We start from the raw sequence: 17,084 nt of genomic DNA, 5'->3' as shown, positions 1-17,084 counted from the left end.
CGGCAAGGATTCATTGATGGATATGATTAACATTGGTTACAGCGGCGCCAGTACGGCGCAGGTGGAGCTGAACGTGACGGCGCAGAATACTGCCAACGCCATGACCGATGGCTACACCCGACAGGTGGCGGTAACCAGCACCATTGGCGCCAGCTCCGGCTCGGCAAACAGCGCCGGAAACGGGGTGCAGGTTGACAGCATTCGCCGCGTCTCCAACCAGTATCAGGTGAACCAGGTGTGGTATGCCGCCAGTGACTATGGCTACTACAGCACCCAGCAGGAATATTTGACGCAGCTGGAAACGGTGCTCAGCGACGAGAACAGTAGTATGAGCGCGGGGTTCGATAACTTTTTTGCCGCGCTGAACGAAGCGACGACCAGCCCGGATGACTCCGCGCTGCGCGAGCAGGTGATTAGCGAATCCGGCGCGCTGGCGATGCGGATTGACAACACGCTGGATTATATCGACTCACAAAGCAGCGAAATCATCAGCCAGGAGCAGGCGATGGTCACCCAGGTGAACACCCTGACGTCGGGGATCGCCAGCTACAACCAGCAAATTACTGAGGCAGAGGCCAACGGCGATAACGCCTCGGCGCTGTACGATGCCCGCGATCAGATGGTTGAAGAATTAAGCGGCATGATGGATGTCCAGGTTAACATCGACGATGAAGGCAACTACAACGTGACGCTGCAAAACGGTCAGCCGTTGGTCAGTGGGCAGGAGAGTTCTACCCTGGCGCTGGAGATGAACGCCGACGGCACGCCTTGCATGTCGCTGACGTTTGCGGGGACCACCTCCACGATGGATACCGATACCGGCGGTTCTCTGGGGGCGCTGTTTGACTATCAGAACGCGATCCTGACGCCGCTGTCCGACACCATTAACAGCATGGCTTCGCAGTTTGCCGATGCCGTTAACAGCCAGCTGGCCCAGGGCTATGACCTGAACGGCAATCCCGGAGAACCGCTGTTCATTTATGACGAGAACGCGTCGGACGGTCCGCTGGAGGTCAACCCGGATATCACCGCCGATGAGCTGGCGTTTTCCAGTTCACCGGATGAGAGCGGGAACAGCGATAACCTGCAGGCGCTGATCGATATTTCGACAGAACCGCTGGAGATCGATGGCCTGGGGAGCGTGACGGTAGGGGAGGCGTGTTCGTCGATCATCAGCAGCATCGGGATCTACAGCCAGCAAAACCAGACGGAAGCGCAGGCGGCAGCAAATGTCTATTCCGAGGCGCAGAACCAGCAAAGCAGCGTCAGCGGCGTCAGTATGGATGAAGAAGCGGTGAACCTTATTACCTACCAGCAAATTTATGAGGCCAACCTGAAAGTCATTTCAACCGGTGCGGATATTTTCGATTCCGTACTGGAAATGTGTAGCTAACCTGGAGGGTCAGTATGCGAGTCAGTACTCAACAATCTTATGTTTCCATGACGCAGAATTTTAACCAACTCTCCGGCGATTTGTCGCATGTTGTTACCCAGATGGCGACCGGGAAACGTATTTTGCTGCCGTCGGACGATCCGATTGCCGCCACCCGTATCACCCAGCTGGACCGTCAGCAGTCGGCTATCGAACAGTATCAAAGCAATATTGATTCGGCGTCTGCGGGGATGAGCCAGCAGGAATCGATTCTGGATGGCGTCAACAACAGCCTGCTGGCGGTGCGTGACGATTTGCTGGAGGCGGCGAACGGTAGCAATACCGCAGAGTCGCTGGCCAGTCTTGGGCAGGATATTCAGTCTTTGACTGAATCCATGGTTGCGGCGCTGAATTACCAGGATGAAGACGGCCACTATGTCTTTGGCGGTACGGTCAACGACAGGCCGCCTGTTGTGGCCGTCGATGATGACGGCGACGGCGTAACCGATAGCTATACGTATCAGGGGAACAGCAGCCATCGTCAGACGACGGTTTCCAACGGGGTGGAAGTGGACACCAACGTGGCGGTCAGCGACTTCTTTGGCAGCAACCTGGACGTGCTCAACACGCTCACCTCGCTGTCCAGTGAGTTGCAGGATCCGACCGTCGATCCGGCTGACCCGCAGGTGCAAAGCGACATTGCCAATGCCATTGACGTGGTGGATGACGCGTCCGATTCGCTGAACGCATCAATTGCTTCGCTGGGCGAGACGCAAAATACGATGTCGATGCTGAGCGACGCGCAGACGGATATCGCCACCTCAAACGATCAGCTCATCGGTCAACTCAGCGATCTGGACTACGGCCCGGCGTCTATCACGTTTACCGGTCTGGAAATGGCGATGGAAGCCACGTTGAAAACCTATTCGCAAGTGAGTCAGTTGAACTTATTTAGTGAGCTTTAACCTTTCTCCCGGGCTCCTCTTTCTCATCGTCGGCACCCGGCGTGTGGGAAAGCGGAGTGGTACAGCAGCAGTTCAGGAATACTATGCAGGTCGGCTTAAATACAACGTCACTCTCCGGTAGCGGAACCCTTAACTCTTCGGTCCAACAGCACGCTGTTGCGCAGAATACCCCTGTCCGTCAGAAGTCAACCGCGACGGCGAGCAGCGACTACCCGGCTTCGCCACTGATCGCTACCCGCCCGCAGCGCTACAGCGTTCAGCTCAACGATCAACTGACCACGTTGCAGCAGGCTGACCACTATCTGGGGCAACTGGAACAGCATCTGCTGGATTATCGTCACACGGCGCGTCGCGGCGGTCAGGCGCAGCAGCAGAAGGGGAGCGAGCTGGCGGCATTCCTGGAAAAACGTCCCACGCTGTCAGGGGGGGCCGTCGATCGGCAACTGAAGTCCGTCCTGCAGGGGGAGGCGCGGGTGAGCTTCCACTCGCCGGATCTGGCGCAGAGGCTGCGGGACAATTCCACCGGCTCGCGAATGTTCAGCATTTCAGACGGGCGTCAGACGCAGCTTTCTGCGGTTGTGGTCGAAGAGGATACCCAACCCGGCCAGTACAACATGATGATGAGTCATGCCCTGCGTCGCGTGGGTGTGCAGATGCATGAAGGGCAGGGCGAGATGACCTTTTCCACCACCGAGGCGCAGTGGCCGCAAATTGAGAAGACGCTGAGCGTATGCAGTGGGGCGGAGAAAACGTTAGCGTTTACCCCGCTGAAAAGCTTTGCCGATCCTTCACGGGCAGATGAGCTGTTGCAGCGCGTCCGGCAGGGGGGGAATCGTGCGCTGGACGGGATACAGCAGGCGCTGGATACGATTAGCGATCAGCGTGCGCAAATGGCGGTGCAGCAGGAGAAAGCGCGGCAGTTAATCGATGGGATGGCGCGCTTTCCACAGGGGGAAAGCGCAGTACAGGCTTCAGAAAATCTGGGGGGCGTTCTGGATCATGCGAATCATAACTACCAGGTGCTGGCGCAGGCGGTAAACGGACAGGCCCGCCTCTCCAGCCAGACGGTGCGCAGTCTGTTAGGTTAATAACCCCGTTATACTCGTCATACTTCCGGTTGCAGGTGTGTTGGCTGCCCTGCAACGCGAATGATTTAAGACTGACACATCGACGTGGAGATATTGAATATTTTGGGGTCTGAGACGATCAGGCTACCCACATCCGGATTAAACATCAGGGTCTGCTCGCTGTTTAAGTGAATCCACCACGCTCGCAGGTTATGTTCACTAACGAAGTAGCTAATATTGGATAACCGCACGTCATTTTTATCGGCATCAGCAGCGCTGAAACGATACTCTCCCTGTTTTAAATTTCCGGAAGTCCGGGTAATGCAGGCGGATACTTTAAAAACTGAGGGGCTGTTATGGGGCGATCCCTGGGGAACGATGGTCAGCGTCGCCTGCTTTCCCGTTCCGTTGACAAACAGTTCATAATGAGAACTTTTCCCGGTAGCAAGATCGTAATCAGCGACAATGGTGTTCTCGATATGTGCCTGCGCCATAAAGGGGGTAAATAAAGAACATACCAGAAGCGCATTTAAAAAAGCGTTATTGACATTTTTGTATTTCATTTAACATTTTCTCCACTTCCTGATACATCACCAGATTCATGTCGTTATCTTTGTTTTGCCAGTTTTCAAAACCCAATGATAATTGCCTGCTGGCATCACACGGCGAGTTCAGAATAATGTCGAGAGTGAATTTACTGAGTGAGATTTTATAGTACAGTTTCATTGTTGCATTATGTGCTATCAGTAAGGCGTTTATTTTTGCTATACCGGGTTTCATGTGCTGAGAAAATATTGACGCATCCTTTTTATTCGGTGCCGTGCTGTAGAAATGATAAGCCTCAATACGGCTGGCATTTTCCAGCGATTCTTTTACCAGCTGTGGCGCATCGCTCGTGGCTGGGGTGTCGGGCATCTTAAGGGGGTAGATAAATATGAATAAAAATAAGGCGGCAACCACGGCGAGTGCGGCGCTCAACCCGCCTTTACGTCGATGTGTTTTGCCGACGTTTACCTGACTGTCTTCCCCGTCCCGGCGCTTAGTCTCCGGGATGTCGAAGAGGTTATTGAGTGGCGCCTGCAGCGCAGGAATTTCATCATCCGCCCCGGTCAATGCCGCTGAGCAGGCGCTGTCTGCCCCTTCAGACTCTGACGGCGTTTCAGCCTCACTATTTCCAGGGAAATAAGTAAGGTTCAAATGACTTTTATTAAACAGGTAACCTTTTTTAGGGATGGTTTTAATAATTTCTTGTTGTTTTCCATCGTCATCGATAGCGACGCGGAGTGCGTGAATTGCCGTTGGCAGGCTATTTCCACCCACAATGCGATTTTTCCAGACTTCAGCCATTAACCAGGAACGAGATAAAACGGTGTCAGCATTTTTAGCTAATGTTTCTAGTAAAATGAAGTGGTATTCGCCCAGACGGCGTGTTTCCCCTGTTTCACAATGTATTAACGCATTGAGTGAGGGATCCATTCTCCAGTTGTTGACGATAATGCTCATGCTTTGGTTTACCTGTGTAATATTCATAATATCCTGGATACCACACCGCTAAAATCAGTGTATTAAAAAAGTAAAAGAAACGGAGATGTTTTTTGTACTCTCTGACTGAGAGGTGATAACAATAATTTTTATTGAGTGATTTTTGGACAGTCCAAAAGGGATTTGAAATGTAACGAAAGAACCTAAGACTCACAATACAAAAATAGGGTGTATTTGCAACTGAATGTAAATATTTTCGGTAATGTGTTGGCTTTCAGCACTTATTGCTTAAGGAATATCTTAAATTTATCAGCGAATTAACCTGAAATTAGCCAGATGTCCAGGCCGATTGGCAGATATTGCAAATAATCTTTTTCTTTGCGTTCGGTTGATCTCGATCTATAAATCGGGATATCTCATTTTTATCTTTAAAAAATATTAAAAACAATAAGTTATTAATTTTTTTGTTTATCCGTGGCATCTCTCATTTTTTTGTGTGGAGAAAAGCGTCGCGCGGCAGAGGACAAAATTTTTTTAGTCCCGCTTTAAGTTTTCGCATGGGGTTGTCGTTTTTACAGGGTATCGAAAATAAAACGGTTAATCACAAGGAGCAGTACCATGTTATCCATTAATACCAACACCGCCTCAATGGCTTCCGTGAATGCCATCAACAAAAGTAGCGCTTCTCTGTCCACCTCTATGGAGCGCCTGGCAACCGGTAATCGCATTAACTCTTCCGCGGACGACGCCGCAGGCAAACAGATCGCTAACCGTCTGACCGCACAGTCCAGCGGTATGAGCGTTGCGCTGAGCAACATTCAGGATGCGACCGCGATGTTGCAGACCGCAGACAGCATGTTCGATGAAATGACGGACGTTCTGGGGCGCATGAAAGACCTGTCTACTCAGGCAGCGAACGGCACCTACAGCGATGAAGATTTGCAGGCGATGCAGGATGAATATGATGAACTGGGCCAGCAGATGTCCGATATGCTGCAAAATACCACCTACGGCGGCACCAACCTGTTCGGTACTTCCGGCACCAGCAACACCGGTAAAGACGGTCTGTTCCAGGGCGCAGTCACCTTCCAGGTGGGCGCTGAATCTTCTGACACCATGACCGTGGATATCTCCACCCAGCTGGGCGATCTGGTAAACGATCTGGGAAGCGTGAGCGCCTCCTTCAGCGCTGACCAGGCTGATACCACGGGGAGCGCGGGCGTTTCCGGCGGATCGGAGCTGACCGCTTCCGGCTCCGCTAACGCGATGATCACCACGATTTCAACGGCGATGGACGATGTGTCCAAAATCCAGTCCAAACTGGGTGCGTCTATCAACCGTCTGAACGATACCGCCAACAACCTGACCAGCATGAAGGACAACACGGAAGTGGCTATCGGTAACATTATGGATACCGACTACGCGACGGAAGCGTCCAACATGACCCAGCAACAGGTGCTGATGCAGACCGGCATTACCATGCTGAAGCAGTCCAACAGCATGTCCAGCATGGTTTCCAGCCTGCTCCAGTAATGTCTGTCCGGTGGTGACAACGTCTGAAATACCCGATGACGCAAGTACATCGGGTCTGCGGCGCCATCCGGCAAAACAAGAGTGACGTTTGTCAGCAATCACAACACCGCCTGCTGGCGGTGTTGTGCTTTCAGGCGTTGGTGAGTTCCAGCAAAACCTTCCCTCTGCAGGAAAATTCGCTTCCTCTTGTTTTCTAATTCATTGATTTAAAGGTGTAAAAATAGTTGGCATGGTTTTTGCTGACTGTGATTAACGACCCAGGAGTTTTTTATGATCAGTCCTAAACAGATTGCACAACAAATTGCCTATGCCGATGTCGCCTCTCAGGCGGCGAGTTTGCAGGAGAAGCAGGCGGATCTGGACGCAGAAAGCAGTGGGCTGGACTCGCTGAGTACGGCATTAAACGATTTCCAGACGGCAATTGATGCGTTGAATAGTGACACTGATGGTCCGGTCACCTTTTCGGCCTCGTCGAACAATGATTCGGCGACGATTTCCGCTAACTCACAAGCGCAGGCGGGAACCTACTCCTTTTATGTTGAGCAGCTGGCGCAGGCGCAGCAGTCAACATTTGATATGAGCGACGACAGCTTTTCCGCTACCGGCACGTTTGAGCTGACGATGGGCGATAGCACGATGGATATCGATCTTGCCGAGGCCGACGCGAACGGTGACGGGGATGGATTTATTGATGCCAGCGAACTGGTCGGCGCAATTAATGACTCTGATGATAACCCTGGCATCTCTGCTGCGCTGGTGAAAACCGATGGCACGACCACCATCATGTTGACCGCTGACAGCACCGGCGCGCAAAGCGCTTTTACGGTGAGCGTTGAAGGTCATGATGCGACCCGCGATGCCACGACAGCGGTACCGACGCTGACCACGATGACGCAGGCGCAGGACGCCATTATTCATCTGGGGAACGCAGAGGGGCCGACCATTACCAACAGCACTAACACCTTCGACGACGTGATCCCCGGCGTCACGATGACGTTTAGTGAAACCAGCGACAATACGGACGATCTGACCACCTTTACCGTGGCGGAAGACAGCAGCGCGACGCAGGCGAAAGTGCAGACTTTTGTCGATGCCTATAACACGCTGGTCGATACCGTGGATTCGTTAACCACCAACGGGAGCGACGGCACCGGGGCGGGCGTATTCGCCGGTGACGCCGGGCTAAAGTCCCTGACCAGTCAGCTTGATGATATTGCCCATGCCTCGTATGACGGCGTCTCGATCGTGGATTACGGCATCACCCTGGACACTAACGGCCATTTACAGATCGACTCCGATCAGTTTGCGGCGGAAATGGAAGAAAACCCGGACGGGCTGAGTGCCATCTTTGTTGGCGAAGACAGCATGGTCGCGCAGATGGATGACCTGATGGAGAGCTATCTCGATTCCAGTAACGGCATCATCGCCCTGCGTGAGCAGAATATTGAAGAACAACAGGAAAAGCTGCAGGACGAAGCGGATCAGCTGACTGAAACCTACAACACCAACTACGAACGCTACGTGGAAGAGTACACCAACACCCTGGTTGAAACGTACACCATGAAAGTCAGTATGGCTGCATTTATGTAAGCGCGGGCTCTTAGTCAAAGAAACGAAGGTTAAACATGTACGAAATGCAGGACGGTTATGCGCAATACAAAGAGATCGATCTCGCTGCCCGCACGGCGGTGGCATCCCCTCTGGAACTGGTGCTGGTGTTATTTTCCGGCCTGATGGATGAGCTGGAGCGCGCCAGGAGCCATATCGAGAACAAACGCTTCGAAAAGAAAGCGCAAAGCATCAATAAATGCATCGACATTCTCAATGCGCTCACCAGCTCGCTGGAGTTTGAAACCGGGGGAGAGCTGGTGGTCAATCTGTCCCGACTCTATGACCACTGCGTCTACCGACTGTATGAGGCGAGCGGCGAGCTGTCGCTGGAAAAGCTTGATGAGGTGAGGATCATTCTGACCAACCTGCGCAAAGGCTGGGATGGCCTGGCGGCGAAGCTTGGGTAAGGCAATGGACAGAACACAGCAACAGCAGCAACTGTTTGCCCTGATTGGTGCGATGAACGAAGCGCTGGACAAACAGCGCTGGCGGCGTCTGCCCGCGCTGCATCAGCAGCTTATGCGTCTCTTTCACGCTTATGAAGCGAGCGAAACGTCAGCGACGGAGCTGCGTGCGGTAAAAGAGCAGCTGCACGCGGCGTTTGCGGCGCTGATTGAGCGGCGAACCCGGCGTGCGGAATTGCTTAAAGCACGGATGGATAAGCATCAACAACACCGGGAAGGCGTTCTGGCGTACTCGGTGGTTAACTTAATTTCGGAGAAGGCATGAATCCTGTATTGCAGACGGCGGCCAATGGTCTGGCAGATGTCATGCCGGAAAACGCGACGATTTCGCCCCCGTCGGCTGACCATTCGGCGACGTTTTCGTTACCGCCATCGGCTGGCTCCCCTCTGGCTGAACGCGCCCGGAGCGCCAAAATCAGCCAGCAATCGTCGTCAGAGGCTCAGCGCCCGCCCGACAGCGATCCGGCGGCAATGCAGGCGCTGATGGCGCTGTTGCTGGCGCAGCCTGCTCATTCCGCGGCACAGTCTGGTCTGCAAAGACAGCCTGAGGGGGAAATGCTGAAAACGCTTGCCGCAACCCAGGGCGGAAATTCCTTTTCCTCCGTTTTACGTCAGCGGGTGAGTGATGCGCAGAGCCGGGGGCAAAACGTCATGCCTTCAGCCCCGCAGAGCGCCGATATGTCCTCGTTACCGTCTGAATGGCAAAGTGCGCTGCAGGCACTCGCCCCGGATGCCTCACCCGTCCCGGCAACACCCGAACAGCAGGCAACGTTAGCCACTTTCGCCGCTCAGAACCTGCGTTCGATCGCGCCGGAGCGGCAGACGCTGTCCGCCTCGCAGCACATTTCCGCGCAGGCGAAACGGACGGGCAGCGATCTGTCTGTGCGCCCGCCGGGGGTGAAAAAAACGGATAGCGTGAATCTGAATCAGCCGGGCGCGGCGCAGAATCTGCTTAACGTTGCCGTACAAGGGAATCAACCTGTTAATGCGGCCAGCCAGCAGCCCGCTATCTCAAGCCACAGCGCACTGCCGGTAGCGATGTCGACGGAAGAGCTGGGTGAAAAACTCAGCGCATTGCTCAAGGACAGAATTCAGTTTCAGCTGAATCAGCAACAGCAGGTCTCGACCATTCGTCTTGATCCGCCGTCGCTCGGCAAGCTGGAAATCGCCATACAGCTGGACGCCGGAAAACTGATGGTTCACATCGGCGCAAACCAGAGTGATGTCTGTCGGTCGCTTCAGCAGTTCAGCGAAAACCTGCGCCAGTATCTGACGGCGCAAAACTTTATGGAGGTGAACGTTCAGGTCTCCTCCGAAGGGCAGTCACAACAGCAGCAACAGTCAGGCCATCAGCAGGATGAGGTGAAGTCGGCCTTATCGCTTAATGATGAACCTCAATATCAACAGAACGAATCTGTACTGATCAAAGTGTAAAAACAAAGATGAAGAAAATTGTGATGGCGAGTGTGATCAGTTCTGTCCTGGCTCTGGTCATTGGTGGCGGGGCGGGATGGGGCGTATATCATTTCGTGGGGAAGGGAAAACCAGAGAGCGCGGCTCATGCTGACGCTGACGAAACGATGGATGAGAGTAACAGTATCTTTGTTTCTCTGCAGGAGAGCATTGTCACGCTGCACGACAATGATAGCGCCGATCATTACATGTCTGCCGAACTGGTGATGTTGGTAACGACTGAAAAAGAAGCTGAGAAAGTAAAACAGCAGGAACCGCTGTATCAAAGCATTATCGTCGAACGACTCTCTGAAATGAAATATGAAGAGGTTCGGGGGATGAAAATCTCGGGAATAAGACAGGTCCTTTCCGAAACTCTGCAAAAAGAGTTAAAGCTTCGCAAAATCCAGGCACCTTATAAAGATGTGTTGGTGAAGAAAGTTGTATTTCAGTAAGCGCCAGGTCAGACAATAAAATGATACAAGACGCTTATGAAAACGAGGAGTTCACCGCCACCCCTGTATTAACACCACAGGAAGAAAGTCATTATTTACAGGCTTATCTTCCGCTGGTCCGAAAAGTGGTACGTCAGCTTGCGCCTCAGTGTACCTGTGTGATTGATCGCCAGGATATGGAGCAAACGGCGTTAATGGGATTGCTTAATGCGATTCGGCGATACGGATTGCCGGATGAAGGCTTTGCCGGATATGCGGTACACCGTATTCGCGGCGCCATCCTGGATGAATTACGCAGCCTCGACTGGCGGCCTCGCCAGCTACGTCAGAAATATCATCAAATTAAAGATCTGATCCGCGACGCGCGTAAGACCCTCGGGCATGAGCCTGACCGGGAAGCGCTTTGCGCATTGGGGTTAACGTCTGAAGATTATCTGGAGTATCAGCAGCTGGAAGGGGCGGAAACGCTGGCGAGTCTGGATGAGCTTCTGGGCGGCGAAAGCCACATTGTACCGCTGGAGGGGCGTGCGCTTGAAGAGCAAATCGTGACCCAGGATATGCTCAGCTTCGCCCTGAGCCAGCTGAGTGAAAAAGAGAGGCTGGTGCTCTCTATGTATTACCAACACGATATGAATTTAAAAGAGATCGCGTTGGTATTAGGGCTGACTGAAGCCAGAATTTGCCAAATGAATAAAAAAATCACGCAGAAAATTCGTGATTGTTTATATCCAGATTAACAATTCGAATTGTAATGCGGAGGATTTAATGCAAAAGATTTTCGGTTTATTAGTGGTGCTGGGATGCGTTTTTGGCGGTTATTTTGAAGCCGGTGGTCAGCTAATTGCCATCTGGCAACCCGCTGAGATCGTTATTATTCTCGGCGCGGGGTTTGGCGCTATGATTATTGGTAACCCTAAGCATGTGCTTAAAGAGATCGCCCATCAACTGAAAGGGGCTATCAGCAAAAAACAGCTCGGCCCGGAATTTCAGCGCCAGCTCTTGATGTGCCTGTTTGAACTGCTGGAACTGGTGCAGAACGGCGGCCTGCGTATGCTGGATCAGCATATCGAGCAGCCGGAAGAAAGTACCATTTTCCAGAAATACCCTCTGATCCTGACCCAAAAGCGTCTGGTGACGTTTATTGCCGATAACTTCCGTCTGATGGCGATGGGGAAAATCGATGCCCATGAACTGGAAGGGATCCTCGATCAGGAGCTGGATGCTGTCGAAGAAGAGTTGCTGACGCCTTCACGCTCGCTGCAACGTACCGCTGAAGCGATGCCGGGATTCGGTATTTGTGCCGCGGTGCTTGGGATCATCATCACCATGCAGTCGATTGATGGATCGATTGCCCTTATCGGCCTGAAAGTGGCGGCGGCGCTGGTGGGGACATTCTTAGGGGTCTTTTTCTGCTACTGCCTGATGGACCCGATGGCAAACTCAATGGAACAGCAGGCGCGGGCGGAACACTCTCTGCTGGAGTGCGTCCGCACGGTGCTGGTTGCACATGCGGGCGGTAAGCCAACGCTGCTGGCGGTTGACGCTGGCCGTAAACTGCTGCATCTGGCGTCTAAACCGACCTTCGCCAATCTGGATGCGTGGGTTAACGCGATGCTGGAGCAGGAATAAGCATGAGAAAGGCGGCTAACCGGCGCGATCGTGGTGTCCATACCACTATTATTCGGCGACAGGTAAAAAAGAATCACGGTGGTCATCATGGCGGCGCGTGGAAGGTGGCATTTGCCGACTTTACGCTGGCAATGATGGCGCTGTTTATGACGCTGTGGATTGTTAACAGCGTCAGTAAAGCCGATCGTGAAAACATCGTGGCGGCCCTGCACGGTCAATCCATCTTTAACGGCGGCGGGCTGACTCCGCTGAACAAGATTGGTAAACAACCGGTAGCGCCGGTAAACAGCAAAAGCGTCGCCCGCAATAAGCCGGATAAAGAGAAAACCACCGCGCCGAAAGAAATGGCGAAGGTGAGTGAAGAGGCCGAGAAAAAAGCGCGTGATGTGAATGAGAAGACGGCGCTGCTGAAGAAAAAATCGGCGACGGAGCTGGGTGAGTTAGCGACTGACATTAATATTATTGCGCGCAATGCCCACATGGAAACCAACCTGGAAATGGAAATCGTTCCCCAGGGGTTACGCGTGCTGATCAAAGACGATCAGAACCGTAATATGTTTGAGCGCGGCAGCGCGCGGATTATGCCGTTCTTTAAATCGCTGTTGGTTGAGCTTGCGCCTGTTTTTGATTCGCTGGACAACAAACTCATCATCACCGGGCATACCGATGCGATGGGATATAAAAGCAATATCTATAACAACTGGAACCTGTCAGGCGACAGGGCGCTCTCTGCCCGCCGGGTGTTGGAAGAAGCGGGAATGCCGCAGGATAAAGTCATGCAGGTCAGCGCAATGGCTGACCAGATGCTGCTGGATGCGAAAAACCCGGAAAGCGCAGGCAACCGTCGCATCGAAATTATGGTATTGACCCAAAGCGCATCTGACACCCTGTATCAGTATTTTGGCCAGCACGGTGAAAAAGTCGTCCAACCGCTGGCGCAAAAACTCGATAAAAAACAGCAGGTCACTTCATTACATCAGAAAACGATTCCAGAACGGTAATTCCTCTTTTCCCCGCGCAATGCGGGGTAGCATTTTTCAGGAGAACACAGTGATAGATGTTATCGATATTATTCCTCTGGATATTCATACTGACTCCATTACCGATGTCGCTTGCCAGGGCGCGCATTATGATCCGCAGTCTGGCATCTGGTATATCGAACCTCATGAACTCAGTGAGGTACTCAGTGATTATGTTTATGATGCCGTCGATTTTAATATTGTCGCACCTTATTACCTCGTTATTACGCCCAGCGTGCGCTGTCCGGGTTGCCACCAGCCAACCCGTATCATCGGCATCTTGTTTACCCGCTACCTGAAAAAAAGCAAAGAGGGTAAGCGCTGGCTCTCTGTGAGGGGAAACAGCTTTGTTTTTCATATCAATCAGCTGCCGGACGCAATAAAAAAGAATATCAAAGCCAGCCACTACTACCTGGACAAAAGCAAAACGACAGGTATGCGCTACTGGATGAATCACTGTGAGATTTGCGGCGAGCGTCTGAGCGACTATGAGCTTTTCTGCGTTAAAGAAGATGTGTTCAAATGGATGTCAGTTGAGAACCTCCTGCACGCGAACGTCAAAAAAGTGAACAAAATGTTTGTTTGTCGGGCTGGAGAAACCGCTGAGGACACCCGCGTGGGGTCAGTCCATTATACCTGTGAAGCACAATTTCGCGTGAGTAAACCCATGCCGCTGTAGTGCTGTCCGGTGGGTGGGCAATCACTTCTCATTTTATTATTATACTGTATACTTGAACAGTATTCCGGGAGGTGAGTAATGCGCAAAATCATACATGTTGATATGGACTGTTTTTTCGCAGCGGTTGAAATGCGGGATAACCCGACCCTGCGCGACATTCCCATTGCAATTGGCGGCAGCCGTGAACGCCGGGGCGTTATCAGCACCGCCAACTACCCCGCGCGAAAATTTGGCGTTCGCAGCGCCATGCCTACGGGGATGGCGCTTAAGCTTTGCCCGCATCTGACGCTGCTTCCTGGCCGCTATGAAGCCTATAAAGAAGCCTCTCACCATATCCGTGAAATTTTCTCTCGCTATACCTCGCGTATTGAACCGCTTTCGCTGGACGAGGCGTATCTGGACGTCACCGACAGCGTTCACTGCCACGGTTCTGCAACCCTGATAGCCCAGGAGATCCGCCGGACCATTTTTCACGAGCTGCAACTCACCGCGTCCGCCGGTATCGCGCCGGTTAAATTTCTGGCCAAGATCGCCTCCGATCTGAATAAGCCGGACGGACAGTATGTCATTACGCCAGCCGGGGTTCCGGAATTTCTCAAAACCCTGCCGCTGGGGAAAATTCCGGGCGTCGGGAAGGTTTCCGCCGCGAAGCTGGAAACAATGGGGTTACGGACCTGCGGGGATGTCCAGCAGTTCGATCTGGCGACGTTGCTCAAGCGCTTCGGCAAGTTTGGACGGGTGCTGTGGGAACGCAGTTGGGGGATTGATGAGCGTGATGTAAACAGCGAGCGGCTGCGTAAATCCGTTGGCGTTGAGCGCACAATGGCAGAAGATATTCATCAGTGGTCAGAGTGTGAGGCGGCCATTGAGCGGTTGTATCCTGAGCTGGAGCGCAGACTGGCAAAGGTGAAACCGGATTTATTGATCGCCTGCCAGGGGATCAAATTAAAATTCAATGATTTCCAGCAGACCACGCAGGAGCATGTTTGGCCACGTTTAAGTAAAGACGATTTAATTTCTACAGCACGTAAAACCTGGGATGAGCGCCGTGGCGGACGCGGTGTGCGGCTGGTCGGATTACATGTCACCTTGCTGGATCCACAACGTGAAAGGCAGCTGCTTTTAGGACTCTGAATAAGATACAAATAAGAGAATATCGGGAAAGTGATTTCCACGCTCTGTGCGCTATTTTTTTACGGGCGGTTACCGCATTTTTACGGTATTTGCGTTTGAGTATAAACCTTTTTTGAACATCATGGATTTCAACGGGTTCGGCAGCAACACGTTGATGCCAGAGGGAAGTGGTTTATTAATTATGGAATGGGGCGCGAAGGTAAGTCTTAAATTCATCTTGCAATAGCACCAGCCCCTGATTAATATACGCGCGCTTTCCATCTTTTTTTTACTGCAAAGGGGGTTAATCATGATGACATATTCTAAAAACTCAATTTGCAGACATTCCCAGGAATAACCTTTCTTTTTTGCCCTGGTAACGTCTGCCATCTCCTTATCTAAATTTTACAGGAATGGTATATGGGCAATCATGTTCATTATCTCTCTGAGGCTATCGCATATATCGCCTCAGACGATCTGTGGATCGAAGGTTCAGCGATCCAACAATTACATACAACGGCAAACTTACCCGGCATGTGTCGTGTAATGGGTATGCCAGATTTACACCCCGGACGCGGCTATCCAATTGGCGCGGCATTCTTTTCACTTGGTCGTTTTTATCCGGCGCTGGTGGGTAATGATATCGGCTGCGGTATGGCGCTGTGGCAAACGGATATTTTGAGGCGCAGGTATAACGCAGATAAGTTTGAGAAGCGACTGGCGGCGCTGGATGACGCCGCAGATGAGCGCTGGCTGGACGAACATCTGCCGGAAAGCCTGATACAGCATCCCTGGCGCAGTGCGCTGGGATCCATTGGCGGCGGTAATCACTTCGCCGAACTACAGCAGGTCGATCAGGTATTTGACAGCGAACGTTTCAGCGAGGCGGGGCTCGATGCGCAGCATTTGCTGCTGCTGGCGCACAGCGGTTCACGTGGTCTGGGACAATCTGTCCTGCAACATCACATTAGCGTCTTTTCTCATCACGGGCTGGCAGAAGGAAGTGAAGATGCACGGCGTTACCTGGCGGCACATGATGATGCGCTGGCGTTCGCTCGTGTAAATCGTCAGCTGATTGCGACCCGCATTTTGCAACAGGTGAAGGCATCCGGAAATCCGCTGCTGGATGTGGCGCACAACTTTGTTGAAGCGTGTCGCATTGGTGGTCAACAGGGCTGGCTGCATCGTAAAGGCGCAACGCCAGATAACCAGGGGCTGGCGATCGTCCCCGGTTCTCGCGGTGATTACAGCTGGCTGGTTCAGCCGGTGGCGACTGAAGAGGCACTGTGCTCACTGGCGCATGGCGCGGGACGCAAATGGATGCGCTCTGAGTGTAAAGGGCGGCTTTCCGGGAAATTCAGCCCGGCGCAGCTCTCCCGTACTGAACTGGGTAGCCGGGTGATTTGCCGTGATAAACAGCTGATCTATGAAGAAGCGCCGCAGGCCTACAAATCAGCAGAAAGCGTGATTAGCTGCCTGGTGCAGGCCGGGCTGGTAAAACCCGTGGCGCGTTTACACCCGGTGCTGACGCTGAAAACGAGTGGAGGAAAAGGCGCATGATGTTATTGCAACTCTCTTCCGCGCAGGGGCCGGACGAGTGCTGTCTGGCCGTCAGGAAAGCGTTGGATCGGCTGATAAAGGAAGCGGCGCAGCAGGATGTCACCGTAACGTTGCTGGAAACAGAGGCGGGCAGATATCCCGATACGCTGCGATCCGCGCTGGTTTCGCTGAGCGGCAGCAATGCGCTGGCCTTAAGCGACCGCTGGTGCGGCACGTTGCAGTGGATTTGCTCCAGCCCGTACCGTCTGAATCACAGGCGAAAAAATTGGTATGTGGGTGTTGGCCGTTTTTCCGTGGATGAGCAGGCGCAATCCGATGCGATCCGCTTTGAAACGCTTCGATCTTCCGGCCCTGGCGGACAGCATGTTAACAAGACCGATTCGGCCGTGCGTGCCACCCATCTGGCGAGTGGGATCAGCGTGAAGGTCCAGTCGGAGCGCAGTCAGCATGCCAACAAGCGGCTGGCGCGGCTGCTGATCGCCTGGCGTCTGGAGCAACAACAGCAGGAAGGCAGCGCGGCGCTGAAATCTCAGCGGCGGATGTTCCATCATCAGATTGAACGCGGGGATCCGGTACGGACGTTTGAAGGAATGGCGTTTACGGAACGGTAATCCGGGATAAAACAACCGGATGGCGCGGCGCTTATCCGACCTACGAGTAACGCTGTAGGCCGGATAAGGTTT

Annotated in this window: 18 protein-coding genes; 16 read left to right on the top strand and 2 right to left on the bottom strand. The window is 52.9% G+C overall.

The features are described 5' to 3' along the window. Positions 1-16 precede the first annotated feature (16 nt). From flgK to C3432_RS12275, 3 genes are all read left to right on the top strand, one after another. The gene (flgK, locus tag C3432_RS12285; RefSeq protein WP_103776864.1) at positions 17-1,393 is read left to right on the top strand and encodes a flagellar hook-associated protein FlgK; all 1,377 of its coding nucleotides are present in this window, start codon (positions 17-19) and stop codon (positions 1,391-1,393) included. Between the two features lie 14 nt (positions 1,394-1,407). Further along, the gene (gene flgL, locus C3432_RS12280; protein WP_103776863.1) at positions 1,408-2,337 is read left to right on the top strand and encodes a flagellar hook-associated protein FlgL; all 930 of its coding nucleotides are present in this window, start codon (positions 1,408-1,410) and stop codon (positions 2,335-2,337) included. Positions 2,338-2,420: 83 nt separating this feature from the next. Then, complete coding sequence (locus C3432_RS12275; RefSeq protein ID WP_103776862.1) at positions 2,421-3,425, top strand: flagellar hook-associated protein; 1,005 nt, start codon at positions 2,421-2,423, stop codon at positions 3,423-3,425. Positions 3,426-3,490: 65 nt separating this feature from the next. Here the strand turns inward: C3432_RS12275 and C3432_RS12270 are convergent, their stop codons facing one another. Together C3432_RS12270 and C3432_RS12265 are read right to left on the bottom strand one after the other, a co-directional pair. After that, complete coding sequence (locus C3432_RS12270; protein ID WP_103776861.1) at positions 3,491-3,967, bottom strand: hypothetical protein; 477 nt, start codon at positions 3,965-3,967, stop codon at positions 3,491-3,493. After that, positions 3,945-4,907, bottom strand: coding sequence for a winged helix-turn-helix domain-containing protein (locus C3432_RS12265; protein WP_146050973.1), 963 nt, complete (start codon positions 4,905-4,907; stop codon positions 3,945-3,947). The genes C3432_RS12270 and C3432_RS12265 overlap by 23 nt, the downstream gene beginning before the upstream one ends. A 597-nt stretch (positions 4,908-5,504) precedes the next feature. Here C3432_RS12265 and lafA point away from each other — a divergent pair. The 13 genes from lafA to prfH all read left to right on the top strand — a co-directional run bounded on the left by lafA (position 5,505) and on the right by prfH (position 17,012). Further along, a complete protein-coding gene (gene lafA / locus C3432_RS12260; RefSeq protein ID WP_103776859.1) occupies positions 5,505-6,419 on the top strand; it encodes a lateral flagellin LafA in 915 nt (304 codons plus the stop codon). 270 nt (positions 6,420-6,689) lie between these two features. Next, positions 6,690-8,009, top strand: a complete 1,320-nt coding sequence (fliD, locus tag C3432_RS12255) for a flagellar filament capping protein FliD (protein WP_103776858.1) — start codon at positions 6,690-6,692, stop codon at positions 8,007-8,009. A gap of 35 nt (positions 8,010-8,044) precedes the next feature. Further along, the gene (gene fliS / locus C3432_RS12250) at positions 8,045-8,437 is read left to right on the top strand and encodes a flagellar export chaperone FliS (protein ID WP_103776857.1); all 393 of its coding nucleotides are present in this window, start codon (positions 8,045-8,047) and stop codon (positions 8,435-8,437) included. A 4-nt stretch (positions 8,438-8,441) separates the two neighbouring features. Further along, positions 8,442-8,759 (top strand): flagellar protein FliT, encoded by a 318-nt coding sequence (locus tag C3432_RS12245; protein WP_103776856.1) that lies wholly within the window; start codon positions 8,442-8,444, stop codon positions 8,757-8,759. Next, the gene (locus tag C3432_RS12240) at positions 8,756-9,928 is read left to right on the top strand and encodes a flagellar hook-length control protein FliK (protein WP_103776855.1); all 1,173 of its coding nucleotides are present in this window, start codon (positions 8,756-8,758) and stop codon (positions 9,926-9,928) included. Before C3432_RS12245 ends, C3432_RS12240 begins: the two co-directional genes overlap by 4 nt. Before the next feature lie 8 nt (positions 9,929-9,936). Beyond that, positions 9,937-10,401 carry a flagellar basal body-associated FliL family protein gene (locus C3432_RS12235; RefSeq protein WP_103776854.1) on the top strand — a complete coding sequence of 155 codons (465 nt, stop codon included), beginning with the start codon at positions 9,937-9,939 and terminating at the stop codon, positions 10,399-10,401. Between the two features lie 20 nt (positions 10,402-10,421). Then, positions 10,422-11,138, top strand: coding sequence for a FliA/WhiG family RNA polymerase sigma factor (locus C3432_RS12230; RefSeq protein WP_103776853.1), 717 nt, complete (start codon positions 10,422-10,424; stop codon positions 11,136-11,138). Positions 11,139-11,166: 28 nt separating this feature from the next. Then, on the top strand, positions 11,167-12,030 hold the full coding sequence (motA, locus tag C3432_RS12225) for a flagellar motor stator protein MotA (protein ID WP_103776852.1): 864 nt from the start codon (positions 11,167-11,169) through the stop codon (positions 12,028-12,030). 2 nt (positions 12,031-12,032) lie between these two features. Continuing rightward, positions 12,033-13,031: a putative lateral flagellar export/assembly protein LafU gene (lafU, locus tag C3432_RS12220; protein ID WP_103776851.1), complete on the top strand. Its 999-nt coding sequence runs from the start codon at positions 12,033-12,035 to the stop codon at positions 13,029-13,031. A gap of 49 nt (positions 13,032-13,080) precedes the next feature. Next, positions 13,081-13,728, top strand: coding sequence for a DNA primase (locus C3432_RS12215; protein WP_103776850.1), 648 nt, complete (start codon positions 13,081-13,083; stop codon positions 13,726-13,728). 78 nt (positions 13,729-13,806) lie between these two features. After that, positions 13,807-14,862, top strand: coding sequence for a DNA polymerase IV (gene dinB, locus C3432_RS12210; RefSeq protein WP_103776849.1), 1,056 nt, complete (start codon positions 13,807-13,809; stop codon positions 14,860-14,862). Positions 14,863-15,261: 399 nt separating this feature from the next. Further along, a complete protein-coding gene (locus C3432_RS12200; RefSeq protein WP_103776848.1) occupies positions 15,262-16,401 on the top strand; it encodes an RNA ligase RtcB family protein in 1,140 nt (379 codons plus the stop codon). Then, positions 16,398-17,012: a peptide chain release factor H gene (gene prfH / locus C3432_RS12195; protein WP_103776847.1), complete on the top strand. Its 615-nt coding sequence runs from the start codon at positions 16,398-16,400 to the stop codon at positions 17,010-17,012. The genes C3432_RS12200 and prfH overlap by 4 nt, the downstream gene beginning before the upstream one ends. The last annotated feature ends 72 nt before the right edge of the window (positions 17,013-17,084 follow it).

The organism is Citrobacter amalonaticus (genome assembly GCF_002918555.1).
GTDB lineage: Bacteria > Pseudomonadota > Gammaproteobacteria > Enterobacterales > Enterobacteriaceae > Citrobacter_C > Citrobacter_C amalonaticus_A.
This window is presented reverse-complemented; position numbering and strand designations above follow the sequence as displayed.